General features: G+C 71.6%; 13 protein-coding genes, 1 tRNA gene and 1 rRNA gene. 12 read left to right on the plus strand and 3 right to left on the minus strand.

From position 1 onward, the window contains the following. The 3 genes from rrf to ACWCP2_RS32380 all read left to right on the plus strand — a co-directional run. Positions 1–93 (plus strand): 5S ribosomal RNA (rrf, locus tag ACWCP2_RS32370); the annotation flags it as partial. 5 nt (positions 94–98) lie between these two features. Then, positions 99–174, plus strand: a tRNA-Thr gene (locus ACWCP2_RS32375). A gap of 215 nt (positions 175–389) precedes the next feature. Continuing rightward, complete coding sequence (locus ACWCP2_RS32380) at positions 390–590, plus strand: hypothetical protein (protein WP_450912125.1); 201 nt, start codon at positions 390–392, stop codon at positions 588–590. 20 nt (positions 591–610) lie between these two features. On the opposite strand, the gene ACWCP2_RS32385 is transcribed toward ACWCP2_RS32380, so the two are convergent. Further along, positions 611–3,133 carry a SpoIIE family protein phosphatase gene (locus tag ACWCP2_RS32385; RefSeq protein WP_450912126.1) on the minus strand — a complete coding sequence of 841 codons (2,523 nt, stop codon included), beginning with the start codon at positions 3,131–3,133 and terminating at the stop codon, positions 611–613. A gap of 255 nt (positions 3,134–3,388) precedes the next feature. Between ACWCP2_RS32385 and ACWCP2_RS32390 the strand changes: the two genes are divergently transcribed. The 9 genes from ACWCP2_RS32390 (at position 3,389) to ACWCP2_RS32430 (ending at position 17,999) form a co-directional block, all read left to right on the plus strand. After that, on the plus strand, positions 3,389–8,899 hold the full coding sequence (locus tag ACWCP2_RS32390; protein ID WP_450912127.1) for a HAMP domain-containing protein: 5,511 nt from the start codon (positions 3,389–3,391) through the stop codon (positions 8,897–8,899). Between the two features lie 251 nt (positions 8,900–9,150). Next, complete coding sequence (locus ACWCP2_RS32395; protein WP_450912128.1) at positions 9,151–9,837, plus strand: response regulator; 687 nt, start codon at positions 9,151–9,153, stop codon at positions 9,835–9,837. A gap of 223 nt (positions 9,838–10,060) precedes the next feature. Beyond that, entirely contained in the window at positions 10,061–12,889 is a 2,829-nt protein-coding gene (locus ACWCP2_RS32400) for a DNA translocase FtsK (RefSeq protein ID WP_450912129.1), read from the plus strand. Positions 12,890–13,093: 204 nt separating this feature from the next. Next, the gene (locus tag ACWCP2_RS32405; RefSeq protein ID WP_450912130.1) at positions 13,094–13,990 is read left to right on the plus strand and encodes a RodZ domain-containing protein; all 897 of its coding nucleotides are present in this window, start codon (positions 13,094–13,096) and stop codon (positions 13,988–13,990) included. 126 nt (positions 13,991–14,116) lie between these two features. Beyond that, positions 14,117–15,625, plus strand: a complete 1,509-nt coding sequence (gene rimO / locus ACWCP2_RS32410) for a 30S ribosomal protein S12 methylthiotransferase RimO (protein WP_450912131.1) — start codon at positions 14,117–14,119, stop codon at positions 15,623–15,625. Beyond that, positions 15,622–16,278, plus strand: a complete 657-nt coding sequence (gene pgsA / locus ACWCP2_RS32415) for a CDP-diacylglycerol--glycerol-3-phosphate 3-phosphatidyltransferase (protein ID WP_450912132.1) — start codon at positions 15,622–15,624, stop codon at positions 16,276–16,278. Before rimO ends, pgsA begins: the two co-directional genes overlap by 4 nt. A gap of 86 nt (positions 16,279–16,364) precedes the next feature. Beyond that, a complete protein-coding gene (locus tag ACWCP2_RS32420; protein WP_450912158.1) occupies positions 16,365–16,904 on the plus strand; it encodes a CinA family protein in 540 nt (179 codons plus the stop codon). Positions 16,905–17,013: 109 nt separating this feature from the next. Beyond that, complete coding sequence (locus ACWCP2_RS32425) at positions 17,014–17,394, plus strand: helix-turn-helix domain-containing protein (protein WP_112451800.1); 381 nt, start codon at positions 17,014–17,016, stop codon at positions 17,392–17,394. A 233-nt stretch (positions 17,395–17,627) separates the two neighbouring features. Further along, positions 17,628–17,999: a hypothetical protein gene (locus ACWCP2_RS32430; protein WP_450912133.1), complete on the plus strand. Its 372-nt coding sequence runs from the start codon at positions 17,628–17,630 to the stop codon at positions 17,997–17,999. A gap of 186 nt (positions 18,000–18,185) precedes the next feature. Here ACWCP2_RS32430 and ACWCP2_RS32435 read toward each other — a convergent pair whose 3' ends face one another. Together ACWCP2_RS32435 and ACWCP2_RS32440 are read right to left on the minus strand one after the other, a co-directional pair. Next, on the minus strand, positions 18,186–18,953 hold the full coding sequence (locus ACWCP2_RS32435; protein ID WP_450912134.1) for an SDR family NAD(P)-dependent oxidoreductase: 768 nt from the start codon (positions 18,951–18,953) through the stop codon (positions 18,186–18,188). Positions 18,954–18,989: 36 nt separating this feature from the next. Next, positions 18,990–19,919, minus strand: a complete 930-nt coding sequence (locus ACWCP2_RS32440; RefSeq protein ID WP_450912135.1) for a zinc finger domain-containing protein — start codon at positions 19,917–19,919, stop codon at positions 18,990–18,992. Between the last annotated feature and the right edge of the window lie 409 nt (positions 19,920–20,328).

The following is a 20,328-nucleotide window of genomic DNA, read 5'->3' on the forward strand; positions in this document are numbered from 1 at the left end:
CGCCCGGTTTACATTCCGAACCCGGAAGCTAAGCCTTTCAGCGCCGATGGTACTGCAGGGGGGACCCTGTGGGAGAGTAGGACGCCGCCGAACAACCCGCCCTTTTAGCTCAGTCGGTAGAGCGTCTCCATGGTAAGGAGAAGGTCAACGGTTCGATTCCGTTAAAGGGCTCCACACGAGAAGGCCCCCGCCATTGGCGGGGGCCTTTTTGCGTTTGACGATGGTGTTGTTCAGAGGGCCTCTGCCGTGTGGCGGGGGCCCTTTCGCGTGTGAGGGGGTCCCGGGCTTCTCGTCAAGCCCCGAATCTTCGGACCGTGACCGGGGGCCGCTCGCGGGGCGCAATGGGATCAGCAGGAGTCACACGCACCTCGATCCACGGGAGGCACCTCATGAGCAGCGAACGGATTCGACACCTCGCCCACACGGTCCGGACGGCTCTGACCGGCGACAACGCCCCCACGTCCCCGTCCGTGGCCTCTTCCCTCCGCGGCGCCGGCCGTGACGAGGTCGTCGAGACGGGCGACGCGCACTGGACCGGGGAAATGGCGGCCCCGTCGTTCATGATCCTCGTGCCGGGGCCCCGTCGGTAGGCCGGGTGGCGCGGCGGTGCTCAGTCGCCGTCGCGCTGCCGGGGGATGCGGAAGGCGAGGATGGCCATGTCGTCGGAGGCCGGCTCGGCGGCGAAGCGTTCCACCGCGCGCAGGACGCGGGAGGCCACGGCGCCGGCGGTGAGGCCCGTACAGGTGGTGAGGACCTCGGCGAGGCCGTCGTCGCCGAGCATGCGGGTGCCTTCACGGCGTTCGGTGATGCCGTCGGTGACACAGAGGAGGACGTCGCCCGGGTCCAGGGTGAGGGTCTGCTCGTAGAGGTCGAGGTCGTCGAGGACGCCCAGGAGGGGCTGCGGATCGGCGGCGGAGGTCACCTCGCCGTTCGGGCGCAGGCGCAGCGGCAGCGGGTGGCCCGCGCAGACGACCTTCATGTGGGCGCCGCCGTCGGGCTGCGGGTGCAGCTCGCCGTACAGGAGGGTGAGGAAGCGGCTGCGGTCGCCCTCGTCGAGGATCGCCGCGTTGAGGCGTTCCAGTACGGCGGGGCCGCCGAGGCCCTCGCGGGCCAGGAGGCGCAGGGCGTGGCGGGCCAGGCCGGTGACGGCGGCCGCCTCGGGGCCCGTACCGCAGACGTCGCCGATGGCGAACCCGTAGACGCCGGGGCGGATCGGGAAGACGTCGTAGAAGTCGCCGCCCACCTCGTTGCCCTCGCCGGCGGCGCGGTAGATGACCTCGACCTCGATGCCGGGGATGCTGGGGGAGCCGGGCGGCAGCAGGCTGCGCTGGAGCGAGCGGCTGATGGCGGTGCGCTCGGAGTACAGGCGGGCGTTGTCCAGGGCGAGGGCGGCGCGGCGGGACAGGTCCTCGGCGAGTTCGAGGATCTCCTGGCGGAAGTGCTCCTCGGAGGGCTTGCCGAGGGTCAGCATGCCGATGACGCGGTTGCGGGCGAGGAGCGGGAGGACCACGGTCTCCCCGCCGACCGCCAGGGAGGTCTCGGGCCAGGGACGGGCACCGGACTCGCGGACCGGCTCGGGCGGGCTGACCTGGGAGAGCAGGGCCTTGAGGCCGTCGATGCGTTCCTCGTCCTCGTGCAGGACGTAGGAGAGGAACGGGTCGGAGGCCGGGTCGGCGATGGTGTACACGGCGCACCAGGTGGCGAGGGTGGGGACGGTCATCTGGGCCATGAGGGCCAGGGTCTGGTCCCGGTCGAGGGTGCCGGCGAGCAGGTCGGAGGCCTCCACCAGGAAGGAGAGCGAGCCGCGGCGCAGTCGTTCGAGTTCACCGAGGCGGGCGGACTCCACGGCGAGGGCGATGCGGTCCGCGGCGAACTGCAGGCGCAGGGCGTCGTCGTTGGAGTAGCGGCCCGGGATCTCGGCGGCGACTCCCAGGGAACCGGTGAGGCGGCCCTCGACCTTGAGGGGGACGGTGATGGCGGAGCGCATGCCGGTGGCTTCCAGGAGGGGTACCGCGCCGGGGACGACGACGAGGTCCTCGTGGACGGCGGGCATGCGGGCGCTGCCGTAGCGGTTGGTGCCGGCTTCGACGGGGACGCGGGCGAAGCGCTGGCGGGTGGAGGGCAGGCCGGTGGTGGCGCGGACCTCCAGCTCGGTCTCGTCGTCGGTGGCGAGGAGGAGGAAGGCGGAGTCGGCGTCGAGGAGGTCGCGGGCGCGCTCCACGGTGCGCTGGAGGAGCCCGTCGAGGTCGTCGGGTGCCGGGGAGCCGATGAAGATCTCGAAGGGGTCCGTGGGGCGGGTCTCGGCCAGGTGGCCGCCGTCCATGGGGGTCCGTACGGGGCTCTGCAGCAGGGCGCGCTCGTCGTCGTGCACCAGCAGGCAGACGATGGAGGGCTCGCCGTGGGCATCGCGGACCCGCAGGTGGGAGGCGTAGACCGGGATGACGCGGCCGTCGGCGCCGCGGATGCCGTAGCTGCCCTCCCAGCGGGACAGGCGCAGGGCCTCGGCGATGCCGGTGCCCGTGCCGGGGGTCTGCGGCCAGGCCGCGAGCTCGGCGAGCGGGCGGCCGACCGCCTTCGAGGCGAGGTGGCCGAAGATGATCTCGGCGTCCTCGTTCCAGGCGGAGACGATGCCGGCGGAGTCGATCTGCAGGACGGCGACGCGGACCCGGCTGTCGGTCAGGGGGAGGAGCTGGTCGGGGACGACGGGGCCCGCGGAGCGGGTACCGACCGGACGGTCCGGCATGTCGAGCCGGAACCAGACGTGCTTGTGCGCGGCCGTGTACTCGACGCCCCAGCGGGTGGCGAGGGCGGCGCAGAGCATGAGCCCGCGGCCGTTCTCCCGGTCGGGGTCCGCGTACGGGCGGTCGCCCGGGTGCTGGAGCGGGAGCTCGCGCTCCGGGTAGCGGTCGGCGACCTCGACCCGTACGCCGTCCTCGGTGCGCAGGCACAGGACTTCCGCGCGGGTCCCGGCGTGGACCACGGCGTTCGTGACGAGCTCGCTGGTGAGGACCACCGCGTCGTCGACGATGTCCGCGAAACCCCAGCCCTGGAGGGTGTCGCGGACGAATGCGCGGGCAGCAGCGACCGAACGCCCCTGTGGATCGAAACTGGCAGCCGCCCGTGCCGTGATCACAAGTCTCCTTCGACGCGGTGGACAACGGATGCCAGGTTACTTACCTTCGCGGTCGCCATGGTGCCGTCGTCCGGGAATCCACCCGCAGGGTGCGGACGGTGTGCGATGGTGCCGGAGTGTTATGGCCGGGTTCGGACGGGGTGAAACACTGGGCAGGCTTGAAGTCAGGTAGTTGATGGGCACGGCGTGAGTGGGCGCAGTCTGATGAACAAGATGCCCGGTGGAACAGCGGTCGACCCTTTCGGGAGGGACACGGTGGAGGCTGGCGCGGCGGTACGGCGTACGGGAACGCGCCCGAAGGGAGGACGCTCCCGGCGGGGCACGACGACGGAGGTCGACACCGCGGCCCTGAACAGGCTGCTCACGGCCCTGGTGTCGATGCGGGACGGTAACTTCCGCAAGCGCCTCACGGTGTCCGGCGACGGGGTGATGGCGGAGATCGCCGCCGTCTACAACGAGGTCGCCGACCGCAATCTCCACCTGACCGGGGAACTGTCCCGGGTGCGGCGGATGGTCGGCCGCGAGGGAAAGCTCAGCGAACGGCTGGAAACAGGTGCCTGTGAGGGCTCCTGGGCGGCCGCGATCGATGCCTCGAACCAGCTGGTGGACGATCTCGCCCGGCCGGTGTCCGAGGTGGGCCGGGTGCTGTCGGCGGTCGCGGAGGGTGATCTCGACCAGCGCATGGACCTGCGGACCCAGGCCGCGGAGGGTGCCGGGCACCCGCTGCGCGGGGAGTTCCTGAAGGTCGGGCGGACGGTCAACAACCTGGTCGACCAGCTCTCCGCGTTCACCGACGAGGTGACGCGGGTGGCGCTGGAGGTGGGCACCGAGGGCAAGCTCGGCGGCCAGGCGCAGGTACGCGGAATGTCGGGATCCTGGAAGGATCTGACCGACTCCGTCAACACGATGGCGTACCGGCTCACCGCCCAGGTGCGTGACATTGCTCTCGTGACGACGGCGGTGGCCAAGGGCGATCTGTCGCGCAAGGTCACGGTGCACGTGGCCGGCGAGATGCTGCAGCTGAAGAACACCGTCAACACGATGGTCGACCAGCTCTCCTCGTTCTCCTCCGAGGTGACCCGCGTGGCCCGCGAGGTGGGCACGGAGGGCGAGCTCGGCGGCCAGGCGAAGGTGCCCGGGGTCGCGGGCGTGTGGAAGGACCTCACGGACTCCGTCAACACGATGGCGGGCAACCTGACGGCCCAGGTGCGCGGCATCGCCCAGGTGACCACGGCGGTGGCCAACGGCGACCTGTCGCAGAAGGTCCGGGTCAGCGCGCGCGGCGAGGTCGCGCAGCTGGCCGAAACGATCAACCAGATGACCGAGACGCTACGGACCTTCGCGGACGAGGTCACGCGCGTGGCCAGCGAGGTCGGGGCCAAGGGCCTGCTCGGCGGGCAGGCGCAGGTGCCGGGCGCGGCCGGGACGTGGAAGGACCTCACCGACTCGGTGAACACGGTCTTCCGCAACCTCACCACGCAGGTGCGCGACATCGCGCAGGTGACGACGGCGGTGGCCAACGGCGACCTGTCGCAGAAGGTCACCGTGAACGTGGCCGGCGAGATGCTGGAGCTGAAGAACACCGTCAACACGATGGTGGACCAGCTCCAGTCCTTCGGTGCCGAAGTGACGCGCGTGGCCCGTGAGGTCGGCGTGGAGGGCGAGCTGGGCGGCCAGGCGCAGGTGCCGGGCGCGGCCGGAACGTGGAAGGACCTCACCGACTCGGTGAACACGGCCTTCCGCAACCTCACCGGGCAGGTCCGCAACATCGCCCAGGTGACGACGGCGGTGGCCAACGGCGACCTGTCGCAGAAGGTCACGGTCGACGTCTCCGGCGAGATGCTCCAGCTGAAGAACACCGTGAACACGATGGTGGACCAGCTGTCCTCCTTCGCCGACCAGGTCACGCGGATGGCGCGGGACGTGGGCACGGAGGGCCGGCTCGGCGGCCAGGCGCGGGTCGAGGGGGTGTCCGGCACCTGGAAGGAGCTCACCGACTCCGTCAACTTCATGGCCGGGAACCTGACCTCCCAGGTGCGCCAGATCGCCCAGGTGACCACGGCCGTGGCCCGCGGCGACCTCTCCCAGAAGATCGACGTGGACGCGCGCGGCGAGATCCTGGAGCTGAAGAACACCATCAACACGATGGTCGACCAGCTCTCGGCCTTCGCCGAGCAGGTGACCCGGGTGGCCCGGGACGTGGGTACGGAGGGCCGGCTCGGCGGTCAGGCGCAGGTGCCCGGCGTGGCCGGCGTATGGCGTGACCTGACGGACTCCGTGAACGGCATGGCCGGGAACCTGACGTCCCAGGTGCGCAACATCGCGCAGGTCGCCACCGCGGTGGCGCGCGGCGACCTGTCGCAGAAGATCGAGGTCGACGCCCGGGGTGAGATCCTGGAGCTGAAGAACACCCTCAACACGATGGTGGACCAGCTCTCGAACTTCGCGGAGCAGGTGACCCGGGTGGCCCGGGAGGTGGGTACCGAGGGCATCCTGGGCGGCCAGGCCGAGGTGAAGGGCGTCTCCGGCACCTGGAAGGACCTCACCCAGTCCGTCAACTTCATGGCGAACAACCTGACCTCGCAGGTGCGCAACATCGCCGAGGTGACCACGGCGGTCGCCATGGGCGACCTCTCCAAGAAGATCACCGTCGATGCCAAGGGCGAGATCCTGGAGCTCGTCACCACGGTCAACACGATGGTGGACCAGCTGTCGTCCTTCGCCGAGCAGGTGACGCGGGTGGCCCGCGAGGTGGGTACCGAGGGCATCCTCGGCGGCCAGGCCCGGGTGCGCGGGGTCACCGGCATCTGGAAGGACCTCAGCGACAACGTCAACACCATGGCCGGCAATCTGACCGCCCAGGTGCGCGGGATCGCGCAGGTCTCGACGGCGGTGGCCAACGGCGACCTGACCAAGACGGTCACCGTCGAGGCGCGCGGCGAGGTCGCGCAGCTCGCCGACACCGTCAACACCATGGTCAAGACCCTGTCCTCGTTCGCCGACGAGGTCACGCGCGTGGCCCGCGAGGTGGGTACGGAGGGCCGCCTCGGCGGCCAGGCGCACGTGCCCGGGGTCTCCGGTACCTGGAAGGACCTCACCGACTCGGTGAACTTCATGGCGTCCAACCTCACCGGCCAGGTGCGGCAGATCGCCATGGTCACGACCGCCATCGCCAAGGGCGACATGACCAAGAAGATCGACATCGACGCGCGCGGGGAGATCCTGGAGCTCAAGACCACGATCAACACGATGGTCGACCAGCTGTCGTCGTTCGCCGACCAGGTGACGCGGGTGGCCCGCGAGGTGGGCACCGAGGGCATCCTCGGCGGCCAGGCCCGGGTGCGGGACGTGGACGGCACCTGGCGGGACCTGACCGAGTCCGTGAACGAGATGGCCGGGAACCTCACCCGGCAGGTGCGTGCCATCGCGGCCGTGGCCACGGCGGTGACGCGGGGCGATCTCAACCTGAAGATCGACGTGGACGCGGCCGGCGAGATCCAGGTCCTCCAGGACAACCTCAACACGATGATCGCCAACCTGCGCGACACCACCTTGGCCAACAAGGAGCAGGACTGGCTCAAGGGCAACCTCGCCCGCATCTCCGCCCTGATGCAGGGCCGCCGCGAGCTCGACGACGTGGCCTCGCTGATCATGAGCGAGCTGACCCCGGTGGTCTCCGCGCAGCACGGGGCGTTCTTCCTGGTGCTGCCGACCGGGGGCACCACCGAGATCGGGACAGACGGGGGCGCGGACGGCTCGTACGAGCTGCGGATGCGCGGGAGTTACGCGTACGCCGGCGGGCAGATGCCCATCTCCTTCCGGCCGGGGGAGGGGCTCATCGGCATGGTCGCCGAGGAGAAGCGGATGGTGCTCATCGAGAACACCCCGCCCGGCTACCTGAAGATCTCCTCCGGGCTCGGCGAGGCCCCGCCCGCGCACGTGATCGTGCTGCCGGTGCTCTTCGAGGGGAAGGTGCTCGGCGTCATCGAGCTGGCCTCCTTCCAGCCCTTCACGCAGATCCAGAAGGACTTCCTCAGCCAGATTGCCGAGATGATCGGTACGAGCGTCAACACCATCTCCGTCAACTCCAAGACGGAGATGCTGCTCAAGCAGTCGCAGGAGATGACCGAGCAGCTGCGCGAGCGCTCCGACGAGCTGGAGAACCGGCAGAAGGCCCTCCAGGCCGCCAACGCCGAACTGGAGGAGAAGGCCGAGCTGCTGGCCCAGCAGAACCGGGACATCGAGGTGAAGAACACCGAGATCGAGGAGGCCCGGCAGGTCCTGGAGGAGCGTGCCGAGCAGCTCGCGGTCTCGATGCGGTACAAGAGCGAGTTCCTGGCGAACATGTCGCACGAGCTGCGGACCCCGCTCAACTCCCTGCTGATCCTGGCCAAGCTGCTCGCCGACAACGCGGACGAGAACCTCTCGCCCAAGCAGGTGGAGTTCGCCGAGACCATCCACGGAGCCGGCTCCGACCTGCTCCAGCTGATCAACGACATCCTCGACCTGTCGAAGGTCGAAGCCGGGAAGATGGACGTCTCCCCGACGCGGATCGCGCTGGTCCAGCTCGTCGATTACGTGGAGGCCACCTTCCGGCCGCTGACGGCGGAGAAGGGGCTCGACTTCTCGGTACGGGTCTCCCCGGAGCTCCCGGCGACCCTGCACACCGACGAGCAGCGGCTGCTCCAGGTGCTGCGCAACCTGCTGTCGAACGCGGTGAAGTTCACCGACACCGGGGCGGTGGAGCTGGTGATCCGGCCCGCCGGGGCCGATGTGCCCATCGCGATCCGCGAGCAGCTCCTGGAGGCCGGTTCGCTGCGGGAGGCCGACGCCGACCTGATCGCCTTCTCGGTGACCGACACCGGGATCGGGATCGCCGCGAGCAAGATGCTGGTGATCTTCGAGGCGTTCAAGCAGGCCGACGGGACCACCAGCCGCAAGTACGGCGGCACCGGCCTCGGGCTGTCCATCAGCCGGGAGATCGCCCGGCTGCTGGGCGGGGAGATCCACGCGGCGAGCGAGCCGGGCCGCGGGTCCACCTTCACCCTGTACCTGCCGCTGCACCCGAGCGAGCTGCCCCCGCAGGGGTACGCGCCGCCGACGCCCGGCGGGGCGCGCGGGGAGCTGTACCGCCGCCCGGCCGCCGAGGAGGCGCGGCCCGAGCTGCCGGCGGCGCCGGTGGCGCAGGGCCCCGTGGCGTCCGGGGGGCCGACGGCGCCGCCGCGGGCCGGGGAGCCGGCCGGGCAGGGCTCGTCGGCGCTGTTCCGGCGGCGGCGCAAGGCGATGGCCGAGCCGCCGCTGCGGGCGGAGGTGCCCGGACAGGGCGAGGCGGAGGCGTGGGCCGTCGACGAGCCGCTGCCCCAGGCGCCGCGGACGTACGACTTCCACGGCGAGCGGGTGCTGATCGTGGACGACGACGTGCGCAACGTGTTCGCGCTGACCAGCGTGCTGGAACAGCACGGCCTGGCCGTGCTGTACGCGGAGAACGGCCGGGAGGGCATCGAGGTCCTGGAGCAGCACGACGACGTGGCGCTCGTGCTGATGGACATCATGATGCCGGAGATGGACGGGTACGCGACGACCTCGGCGATCCGGCGGATGCCCCAGTTCGAGGGGCTGCCGATCATCGCGCTGACGGCGAAGGCCATGAAGGGGGACCGGGAGAAGGCGATCGAGTCCGGTGCCTCGGACTACGTGACCAAGCCGGTCGAGCCCGACTACCTGCTGTCGGTCATGGAAGGGCACATGCGCGGGGCCGGAGCGTGACCGGCCGGGCGGAGGGCGATTCCCGGGGGACCCCGGGGGGACCCCGGGGGGAACCTTCCGCCCGTCCGGCACGTTTCCGCTTCGTGCGCTGTGACATCTTGGTGACAGGGTGTGGCGATCTCGGGACTGGGGCTACGATGACCGGCACAAGGACGGACGGCGCAAGGATGCCGTCCTCTGGGGCGGGGCCCGGCGCACAGGCCGGAGCCTGGAGCCGGGGAGGCCCCATGCCGGGGCGAGGAGGACAGGGCATGGTGCAGAAGGCCAAGATCCTCCTGGTCGACGACCGGCCGGAGAATCTGCTGGCGCTGGAGGCCATCCTCTCCGCGCTCGATCAGACACTGGTCCGGGCGTCGTCGGGGGAGGAAGCGCTCAAGGCGCTGCTGACGGACGATTTCGCGGTGATCCTGCTCGATGTGCAGATGCCGGGCATGGACGGATTCGAGACGGCCGCGCACATCAAGCGGCGGGAACGGACCCGGGACATCCCGATCATCTTCCTGACGGCGATCAACCACGGTCCGCACCACACCTTCCGCGGGTACGCGGCGGGCGCGGTGGACTACATCTCCAAGCCCTTCGACCCGTGGGTGCTGCGGGCCAAGGTCTCGGTGTTCGTCGAGCTGTATACGAAGAACTGCCAACTGCGCGAGCAGGCGGCGCTGCTGAGGCTCCAGCTCGAGGGCGGCGGCTCCAACGGCGCGGTGGACGGCTCGAAGGAGACGGCCGGCCTGCTGGCCGAGCTCTCCGCGCGGCTCGCCGCGGTGGAGGAGCAGGCGGAGGCGCTGACCAAGCAGCTCGGCGAGGAAGCGGCCGATCCCTCGGTGGTGGCCACCGCGGCCCACCTGGAGCGCAAGCTCACCGGGCTGCGGCGGGCGCTCGACGCGCTGGAGCCGGGGACCGGCGGCGGGGCGGCCGTACTGCCGGCTCAGGGCTGAGGTCCGCGGAGGCCGTCGGCGGCCTGCTCGCAGGTCGTTCGCGGCTCGGGAGGGCCGCGTGCGGGCCCGGCTGGCGGGGCGTCAGGTCTGGCGCAGCGTCAGATCGGGCCGCCGGTACGGGCCGAGGGCGCGGGTGTCCGTCAGCCGGGACGCGGAACGACACGAACGGGTGAAGGGGTGGGCACGCGTGTCCACCGGCGCGCGCACCGGTAACCTCGGGCGCATGGCCTCAAGTACGTCCGGTAAGGGTTCCCAGAGCACGGCGGGCACCGCGAAGGGCCGCACCGGCCGTACGACGGCGCCGGCGAAGAAGGCTGCCCCAGCGCGCAAGCCGCCCGCGAAGAAGGCGGCCGCCGCGGCCAGGCGCGGCCCCGTCAGGAAGGTCGCGCCCAAGCCCGCGCCGTCCCCCACCGGGGGAGTGCTGCGGCTGGTGCGCGCCTTCTGGCTCGGCATCGCGCACGCCGTCGGCGCGATCTTCCGCGGGATCGGCCAGGGGGCGAAGAACCTCGACCCGGCCCACCGCAAGGACGGCCTCGCCCTGCTGCTGCTCGCGCTCGCGCTGATCGTCGCCGCCGGGACCTGGTCGAACCTGAGCGGGCCCGTCGGGGACCTGGTGACCATGCTGGTCACCGGCGCCTTCGGCCGGCTCGATCTGCTCGTGCCGGTCCTGCTCGGCGTCATGGCGGTACGTTTCATCCGCCATCCCGAACAGGCCGACGCCAACGGCCGCATCGGCATCGGGCTCTCCGCGCTCGTCATCGGAGTCCTGGGGCTCGTGCACATCGCCTGCGGAGCCCCCGGGCGCGACGAGGGCACCACCGCCATGCAGAACGCCGGCGGGCTGATCGGCTGGGGCGCCTCGAAGCCGCTGATCTTCACGATGGGCGCGCCGCTGGCCGTGCCGATGCTGGTGCTGCTCACCGTCTTCGGGCTGCTGGTGGTCACCGCCACCCCCGTCAACGCGATCCCGCAGCGGCTGCGGAGCGCGGGGATCCGGCTCGGGGTCATCGCTCCGAACGAACACGACGCCGAGTACGCCGATTACGCGGACCCCTCGGGCGCCGCCTCGGCCGCGGCCGACCGGCACGATGCCGAGCAGTGGCGGGCCCGCTCCGGGGCCGGGGGCCCGGCGGACCCGGTCCAGTCCGCCGAGGAGGAGGCGCTCGCCCGGCGGCGGCGCCCCCGGCGGGCCGCGGGCCGGCCGGCCATGGACCGTGGGATGGACGCCGTCGACGTGGCCGCGGCGGCCGCCGCCGCACTGGACGGGGTGGTCTACGGCGGGATGCCGCCCTCCCCGCTGGTCGCCGACCTCACGCAGGGCATCTCGGCGGAGCGCGAAGGCCGCGAAGGTTCGGAGATCACCGCTCCGGTTCCCCCGGCCCGGGAGGAGGGGCCCGCGCGCGAGGAGAAGGGCGCCCGCGAGGCCGTTCGTGAGGAGAGGGCCGCCGATGCGGCGGCTCCGCCGCACGACAGCACCGCGGCGGCCTCCGGGACGCTGTCCGTTCCCGACCTGACCAAGACCCCGCCGCCGGCCCAGGCGCTGCCGCCCCGCGCCGAGCAGCTCCAGCTGCGCGGGGACATCACGTACTCCCTGCCCTCGCTGGACCTGCTGGAGAAGGGCGGGCCGGGCAAGACCCGCAGCGCCGCGAACGACGCGGTCGTGGCCTCGCTGACGAACGTGTTCATGGAGTTCAAGGTCGACGCCAAGGTCACCGGCTTCACCCGGGGCCCGACGGTGACCCGCTACGAGGTGGAGCTGGGCCCGGCCGTGAAGGTCGAGCGGATCACGGCGCTGGCGAAGAACATCGCCTACGCCGTGGCCTCGCCCGACGTGCGCATCATCAGCCCGATCCCGGGCAAGTCGGCGGTCGGCATCGAGATCCCGAACACCGACCGCGAGATGGTCAACCTGGGGGACGTGCTGCGGCTGGCGGACGCCGCCGAGGACGACCACCCGATGCTGGTGGCGCTCGGCAAGGACGTCGAGGGCGGCTACGTCATGGCCAACCTGGCGAAGATGCCGCACGTCCTGGTCGCCGGAGCCACCGGTTCCGGAAAGTCCTCCTGCATCAACTGCCTGATCACCTCGGTGATGGTGCGGGCCACCCCGGAGGACGTCCGGATGGTGCTCGTGGACCCCAAGCGCGTCGAGCTGACGGCGTACGAGGGCATCCCGCACCTGATCACGCCGATCATCACCAACCCCAAGCGGGCCGCCGAGGCGCTCCAGTGGGTCGTGCGCGAGATGGACCTGCGCTACGACGACCTGGCGGCCTTCGGGTACCGGCACATCGACGACTTCAACCAGGCGATCCGCGACGGCAAGATCAAACTGCCGCCGGGCAGCGAGCGGGAGCTCAGCCCCTACCCGTACCTGCTGGTGATCGTCGACGAGCTCGCCGACCTGATGATGGTGGCCCCGCGCGACGTGGAGGACTCGATCGTCCGCATCACCCAGCTGGCCCGCGCGGCCGGCATCCACCTGGTGCTCGCGACCCAGCGGCCCTCGGTGGACGTGGTGACCGGTCTGATCAAGGCGAACGTGCCCTCGCGGCTGGCCTTCGCCACCTCCTCGCTCGCCGACAGCCGCGTCATCCTCGACCAGCCGGGTGCGGAGAAGCTCATCGGCAAGGGCGACGGACTGTTCCTCCCGATGGGCGCGAACAAGCCGGTGCGCCTCCAGGGCGCCTTCGTCACCGAGGACGAGATCGCCGGGATCGTGCAGCACTGCAAGGACCAGATGGCGCCGGTCTTCCGCAACGACGTCACGGTCGGGCAGAAGCAGAAGAAGGAGATCGACGAGGAGATCGGCGACGACCTGGACCTGCTGTGCCAGGCGGCCGAGCTGGTCGTGTCCACGCAGTTCGGATCCACCTCGATGCTCCAGCGCAAGCTGCGGGTCGGGTTCGCGAAGGCCGGGCGGCTGATGGACCTGATGGAGTCGCGGGGCATCGTCGGACCGAGCGAGGGATCGAAGGCGCGCGACGTGCTGCTGAAGGCCGACGAGCTGGACGGCGTGCTCGCGGTGATCCGCGGGGAGACTCCCGAGTAACGGGCAAAGGATCGGGGGCAACCGTTTCCCCCGCTCGCGTGTCTAGTTGAGGGAGGTGGCGGTCCGTTCCGGGTCGCCGCACCGGGCGGGAGCCCCCTGGCCATTCGTATGGCGTAGGGAGGCGCCCCTCCGGTTGCTCCACCCTTTCGTCACCCCCCTAGACTGGACTTCCAGCAGGTGGCTACACGCTCGAAAGGCGCCCTCGTGTCCATCGGCAACGCCAAATCCCCCGAAGATGAACGGCCTTCGACCGACGACCGGTCCGAGGACCGCCTCGTCGAACGTTCCGTCGAAGAGCCGTCGATCGGGACGGCCCTCAAGAAGGCCCGGATCGCCGCCGGGCTGACTGTCGACGAGGTCAGTTCCACCACCCGCGTGCGCATTCCGATCGTGCACGCCATCGAATCCGACGATTTCACGCGCTGCGGCGGCGATGTCTATGCCCGCGGCCACATCCGTACGCTCGCCCGTGCCGTAGGGCTCGATCCGGAACCCCTGATCGAGTCGTACGACGCGGCCCACGGCGGCCGGCCGGCACCCACCCCCGCCGCGCCGATGTTCGAAGCCGAGCGGATCCGCCCCGAACGGCAGCGGCCCAACTGGACCGCGGCCATGGTCGCCGCCATCGTCGCCGTGATCGGCTTCGTCGGCTTCACGGCCTTCGGCGGCGCCGACGAGAAGGCCAAGCGGCCGGTGGCGGAAGGTTCCGCCGCGCCGAAGCCCGCACCCACCCCGAACGCGGCCAAGTCCTCGGTCCAGGCACCGCCGGCGCCCACGTCTCCCAAGCCGGAGCCTTCGGACAGTGCCATCGCCGCCGCGCCCAAGGACCTCGTCACGGTCGTCCTGACGGCCAACGACGGCGAGAGCTGGATCTCGGCCAAGGACCACAGTGGCCGGCTCCTCTTCGACGGCACCCTCCAGCAGGGTCAGTCGAAGACGTTCACGGACAAGGAGTCCATCGACCTGGTGCTCGGCGACGCCGGGGTCGTGAAGCTCTTCGTGAACGGCAAGGAGATCAAGGACGAGTTCCAGCCCGGACAGGTGGAACGTCTCACATACACCAAGGACGACCCGCGTCAGGGCCAGGCCCAGGCGGGCTGACCGGCAGGCCTGACCAGCAGGGAATAGAACGTTCCGGATCCCCGGGGTGGCGCGCCGCACCCCGGGGATCCTGCCGTCCGGGACGGGAGGCGGGGGCCGGTGCCGGGACGAAGTAGTCTTGAGCCCATGCCCGAACGCCGTACCGTCGCCCTTGTCACTCTTGGCTGCGCCCGTAACGAGGTGGACTCGGAGGAGCTCGCAGGCCGCTTGGCGGCGGATGGCTGGGAGCTCGTCGAGGACGCCGCCGATGCGGACGTAGCCGTCGTCAACACCTGCGGCTTCGTCGAAGCCGCCAAGAAGGACTCCGTAGACGCCCTGCTGGAGGCCAACGATCTCAAGGATCACGGCCGCACGCAGGCCGTCGTAGCCGTCGGCTGTATGGCCGAGCGCTACGGCAAGGAACTTGCCGAAGCGCTCCCCGAGGCCGACGGCGTGCTCGGCTTCGACGACTACGCCGACATCTCCGACCGCCTCCAGACCATCCTCAACGGCGGCATCCACGCCTCGCACACCCCGCGCGACCGGCGCAAGCTGCTGCCGATCAGCCCGGCCCAGCGCCAGGACGCCGACGTGGCCCTGCCCGGGCACGCGCAGTCGACGCCCGCCGAGGAGCCGGCAGCCGCCCCCGCGGACCTGCCGGAGGGCGTCGCGCCCGCCTCCGGGCCGCGCGCCCCGCTGCGCCGCCGCCTGGACAAGAGCCCCGTCGCCTCCGTGAAGCTGGCCTCCGGCTGCGACCGGCGCTGCTCCTTCTGCGCCATCCCCTCCTTCCGCGGCTCCTTCATCTCCCGCCGCCCCAGCGACGTGCTGGGCGAGACGCGCTGGCTCGCCGAGCAGGGCGTCAAGGAGATCATGCTGGTCTCCGAGAACAACACCTCGTACGGCAAGGACCTGGGCGACATCCGCCTGCTGGAGACCCTGCTGCCCGAGCTGGCCGAGGTGGACGGCATCGAGCGCGTCCGCGTCAGCTACCTCCAGCCCGCCGAGATGCGGCCCGGCCTGATCGACGTCCTCACCTCGACTCCCAAGGTCGCCCCGTACTTCGACCTCTCCTTCCAGCACTCGGCCCCCGACGTGCTGCGCTCCATGCGCCGCTTCGGTGACACCGACCGGTTCCTGGAGCTGCTCGACACCATCCGCTCCAAGGCCCCGACGGCCGGCGTCCGGTCCAACTTCATCGTCGGCTTCCCCGGCGAGAAGGAATCGGACTTCGCCGAGCTGGAGCGCTTCCTCACCCACGCGCGGCTCGACGCCATCGGCGTCTTCGGCTACTCCGACGAGGACGGCACCGAGGCCGCCACGTACGAGAACAAGCTGGACGCCGACACCGTCGCCGAGCGCCTCGCCCACATGCAGCGCCTCGCCGAGGAGCTCACCTCGCAGCGCGCGGAGGAGCGGATCGGGGAGACGCTGGAGGTGCTCGTCGAGACGGTCGTCCCGATCGACGAGGCGGAGGACGGCGAGGGAGCCTACGGGCGCGCCGCCCACCAGGCGCCCGAGACCGACGGCCAGGTCGTCTTCACGGACGGCGCGGGCCTGGTACCGGGGCGCATCGTCACCGCGAAGGTGGTCGGCACCCTGGGCGTGGACCTGGTGGCGGAGCCCCTGGGTGTGGATCTTGAGGAGGCGGCCGGATGACCGGAGCCCCGGCATCTGCGGCGGGCGGGACCGGCCGCCGGCCCGCGCCCGGCGCGAAGCTGGGCGCCGCGGCGGTCAATCAGGCCAGTCTGTGGAACATCGCCAACATCCTGACGATGATCCGGCTGGTCCTGGTGCCGGGATTCGTGATGCTGCTGCTCGCCGACGGGGGCTACGACCCCGTCTGGCGGGCCCTCGCGTGGGCGGCGTTCGCCGTCGCCATGATCACCGACATCTTCGACGGGCATCTGGCCCGCACGTACAACCTGGTCACCGACTTCGGCAAGATCGCCGACCCCATCGCCGACAAGGCGATCATGGGGTCGGCATTGGTGTGTCTGTCCTGGCTCGGGGACCTGCCCTGGTGGGTCACCGGGGTGATCCTCGGGCGGGAACTCGGGATCACGCTCATGCGTTTCTGGGTCATCAGGTACGGAGTGATTCCGGCGAGCCGGGGCGGGAAGCTGAAGACCCTGACCCAGGGCGTGGCGGTGGGCATGTACGTGCTCGCGCTGACCGGGCCGCTGGCGACGCTGCGGTTCTGGGCGATGGCCGCCGCCGTCGTCCTCACCGTCGTGACCGGCCTGGACTACATCCGCCAGGCCGTCGTGCTGCGGCGCAAGGGGCTCGCCGCGGAGCGTGCCGCGCGGTGAACCTGCCGGGGCGTGACGCGGTACTGCAAGAGGGGCGTGGCGCGGTGCTGCAAGAGACGGGCGGTTCTCCGGTGGCCGGTGAAGCGGTGCGGAATGGAGCCGGGGCCGTCGCCGACACCCGGGCGGTCGCGGCCGATGTGCTGCGACTCCTCGCGGAGAGTAACGGTACGGTTGCGGTTGCGGAGTCACTGACCGGCGGCATGGTCGCCGCGGAGCTCACGGCCGTCCCCGGCGCCTCCAAGTCCTTCCGCGGGTCCGTCACCGCGTACGCGACCGAGCTGAAGCACCGGGTGCTGGGCGTGGACGCCGGGCTGCTGGAGGCCGAAGGCGCGGTGAACCCGCAGGTCGCGGAGGAGATGGCGGCCGGAGTGCGGCGCGTGCTCGGCGCTTCCTGGGGCATCTCGACCACCGGAGTGGCCGGTCCCGAGCCGCAGGACGGGCAGCCGGTGGGCACGGTTTTCATCGCCGTGGCGGGTCCCGGGGGCAGGAAAACGGCCCGGCTGCGGTTGAAAGGCTCCCGTGAGGAAATTCGTAGGGAGAGTGCACGGACAGTGCTCGAGCTGCTCGCGAGCGAACTCCGCGAGAATCTGCGGGGGCAGGATACGGAACAGGACGGGGGGATTTGATGTTTGCAGCCCTGAGTGAACACGACATCGCTCCCCGCACGGCCGCCGCGCGAGGCGGTACGGTGGGGCGTGAAGGTTACGGCTACACGGTCAGAGGAGGGAGCCACCGATGATTCTGCTCCGTCGCCTGCTGGGTGACGTGCTGCGTCGGCAGCGCCAGCGCCAGGGCCGTACTCTGCGCGAAGTCTCCTCGTCCGCCCGAGTTTCGCTCGGCTATCTCTCCGAGGTGGAGCGGGGGCAGAAGGAGGCATCTTCCGAGCTGCTCTCCGCGATCTGCGACGCGCTTGACGTACGGATGTCAGAGCTGATGCGGGAAGTCAGCGACGAGCTTTCGCTCGCCGAGCTGGCCCAGTCCGCCGCGGCGAGCGAACCGGTGTCCGCGCCGGTCCGCCCGATGCTCAATTCGGTATCCGTGGCCTCGGTCACGGGTGGCCCGGAACGGGTGACCATCAAGGCGCCCGTGGAAGCGGTGAATGTCGTAGCCGCGTGATGCGTGCGCGCGTGTGCGTGCGCGTGCGTGTCTGCTGAGCGTATGAGTGTGGCCGGAGCCCCGGCCGGTGCCCTTGGGTGCCGGGCGGGGCTCTTTGCCGTTCCGGGGGTGTGGGTGCCCCCGGTGTCCCTGGTGCCGGTCGGTGCCGGTCGGTGCCGGTGCGACGGGGGTGCGGGTGCGGGCGGGGTGCGGGAGGATGGGCCCGTTCGGGTCTCCGGCCCCTGGAGGTGGCCGTGCGGCGGTTGCTGGGTATACCCGTGGGTCTGGCGCTCGCCCTGTCCGTGGGCGTCCTGTGGTGGTGGGCCGTGCTGCGGCTCGTGCTGGCGCCGGCCGAGGCCGGGCCGGTGGAGGGTGCGGTCGCCGTCGGAGGCTGGGGGCTGGGGCTGCTGCCGGTGCACTGTGTGCCGGGTCCGGTGGGTGGCCGTCGCCGCCGGGGGACGGCGGGGGGCGTACGGGGTGACGGGGGCGGAGCCGCGGGTGGCGGCGGTGTCGCGGGTGAGGGCGTGCGTGCGCGTGAGGGCGGGGAGTGGGCTGCTGCCGGGTCGGTGGGGGGCGGGGAGCCGGGTGCGGGGGCTTCGGGGCGCGGCGAGCCGGGGGCCGGGTGATCGGGCTCCGCTGAGCGGGTCGGGGTGAATCCGGGTCGGGGCCAGGGCCAGGGCCAGGGGTCGAGGTCGGGGTGATCGGGGTCGGGGCCGGGTGGTCTGGGTCGGGGTGGCGGGTCGGAGTAGTCGGGATTGCGGTGGCCTGGGCCGGGGTGGTCGGGGCCGGGGTGGCCCGGGTCGGGTGGGTGGTTACCAGGGCATGGAGACTCCACCGTTCGGGCGAAGGATCTGGCCCGTCATGAAGGACGAGGCGTCCGAGGCGAGGTAGAGCACCGCCTGGGCTATGTCCTCGGGCTCGCCCACGCGGCGCAGCGGGGCCATGCGCGTCATCATCGCCTCGGTCTGCTCCTGGACCTCGGGACTGTGCCGGCCGGTCATCGGGGTGCGGATCCAGCCCGGCGCGACGGCGTTGACGCGGATGCCGTGCGGGCCGGCCTCGGTGGCGAGGGTCTTGGTCAGCTGGACGACGGCCGCCTTGGCGGCGCTGTAGCAGAGCAGGCCGGGCTGGGCGGCGTCCACGGCGCCGGAGGCCATGGTGATGATCGAACCGGGCCGGCCGGCCGCGATCATGGCGCGGGCCGCCTCCTGGCAGGTGCGCAGCACCCCCTTGAAGTTGATGTCCAGGATCCGGTCGAGGTCCTCGTCGGAGGTCTCCAGGACGCTGCTGCTGTGCATGATCCCGGCGATCGCGGCGGTGATGTCGAGCGGGCCGGCCTGGGCGATCGCCGCCTTGATCGCGGCGCGGTCGGTGACGTCGAGGGGGTGGGCGGTGGCCCGGCCGCCGGCCTTGGTGATGAGTTCGACGGTCTCCTCGAGGCCCTGGGGGTCGCGGTCCGCGCAGTGCACGGCGGCTCCGGACTCGGCGAGGAGCACGGCGGTGGCCCGGCCGATGCCGCTGGCGGCGCCGGTGATCAGAGCGGTGCGGCCGGTGAGTTCGTACGCGCTGGGTGTAGGCATGCGGGGACGGTACGACTGCATCTGACGGGGCGTCAACTAAGGCGTCGGGCCGGATTGGCAACGGGGGCACCAGTAGGTGGGACGGTCGTCCTGGGCGGCCTCGCGGACGCGGGTGCCGCAGCGCAGGCAGGGGCGGGGGGCGCGGCCGTAGACGAACAGCTCCTGGCCGCGGCGGCTGCTGCCCGTGGTGTTGCGGTGACGGGTCTTGTTCGCGTCGAGGAGCCGGTGTGCGGCGGCGGCGATACGGGGGAGGGTGGTGGGCGGCAGATCGCCCACCAGGGTCCAGGGGGTGACCTGGGCGAGGAAGCAGAGCTCGGCCTTGTAGATGTTGCCGATGCCGGCCAGGTTGCGCTGGTCGAGGAGGGCCTCGCCGAGGGGGCGGGCGGGGGTGGCGAGGAGGTTCGCGGCGGCGACGGCCTCGTCCCAGTCGGGACCGAGCAGGTCGGGGCCGAGGTGGCCGACGGCGCGGTGTTCGTCGGCGGTGCGGAGCAGTTCGACGACGGGGAGGCGGTAGCCGAAGGCGGTGTGGTCGGTGGTGGCGAGGATGACGCGGATCTCGTGGTCGGGGCCGGGTGGGTGGGGTGGGCGGGGTGGGCGGGGTGGGGTGCGGGGGGTGGTGGCTCCGGTGGTGGGGACGATGCGCCAGGTTCCGTCCATGCGGAGGTGGGTGTGGAGGGTGAGGAGGGGGTGGGGGGTGGGTCTTGGGCGGGTGCCGGTGCCGGTGCCGGGGTCTGTGGCCGCGGTGGGGTCCGTGCCCGTGGTGGGTCCTGGTCCGGTGCCGGGTGCCGGGGGGCCGAAGCGGATGAGGAGGTGCTTGCCCCGGGGGACGACTTCCAGGGTGGTGAAGCCGGTGAGGTCGGCGGTCGCGAAGCGGGGGACGCGGAGGTCGGAGCGGGTGAGCTCCTTGCCCGCGAGGGCTTCGCGGAGGCGGGCCGCGGCGCGATAGACGGAGTCTCCTTCGGGCATGGGTACATTCTCCTGCGGAGTCGGGCTGGTGGGTGTGCGGCCGGGCTGCGCCGCTGCGCGGTGTCTACTCCCCGCCCCGCCCTTCCCCCGTTCCCCGGGGCTCCGCCCCGGACCCCGTTTCCGGGGGCTGCGCCCCGGGCCTGTTCCTTGGGGCTGCGCCCCGGAACCTGCTTCCGGGGGCTGCGTCCCGGGCCTGTTCCTTGGGGCTGCGCCCCGGAACCTGTTTCCGGGGGCTGCGTCCCGGGCCTGTTCCTTGGGGCTGCGCCCCGGAACCTGTTTCCGGGGGCTGCGCCCCGGGCCCGTTCCTTGCGGGGTGCGCCCCGGAACCTGTTTCCGGGGGCTGCGCCCCGGGCCCGTTCCTTGCGGGGTGCGCCCCGGGACCTGCTTCTGGGGGCTGCGCCCCGGGCCC

Source organism: Streptomyces sp. NPDC002104, from assembly GCF_053593795.1.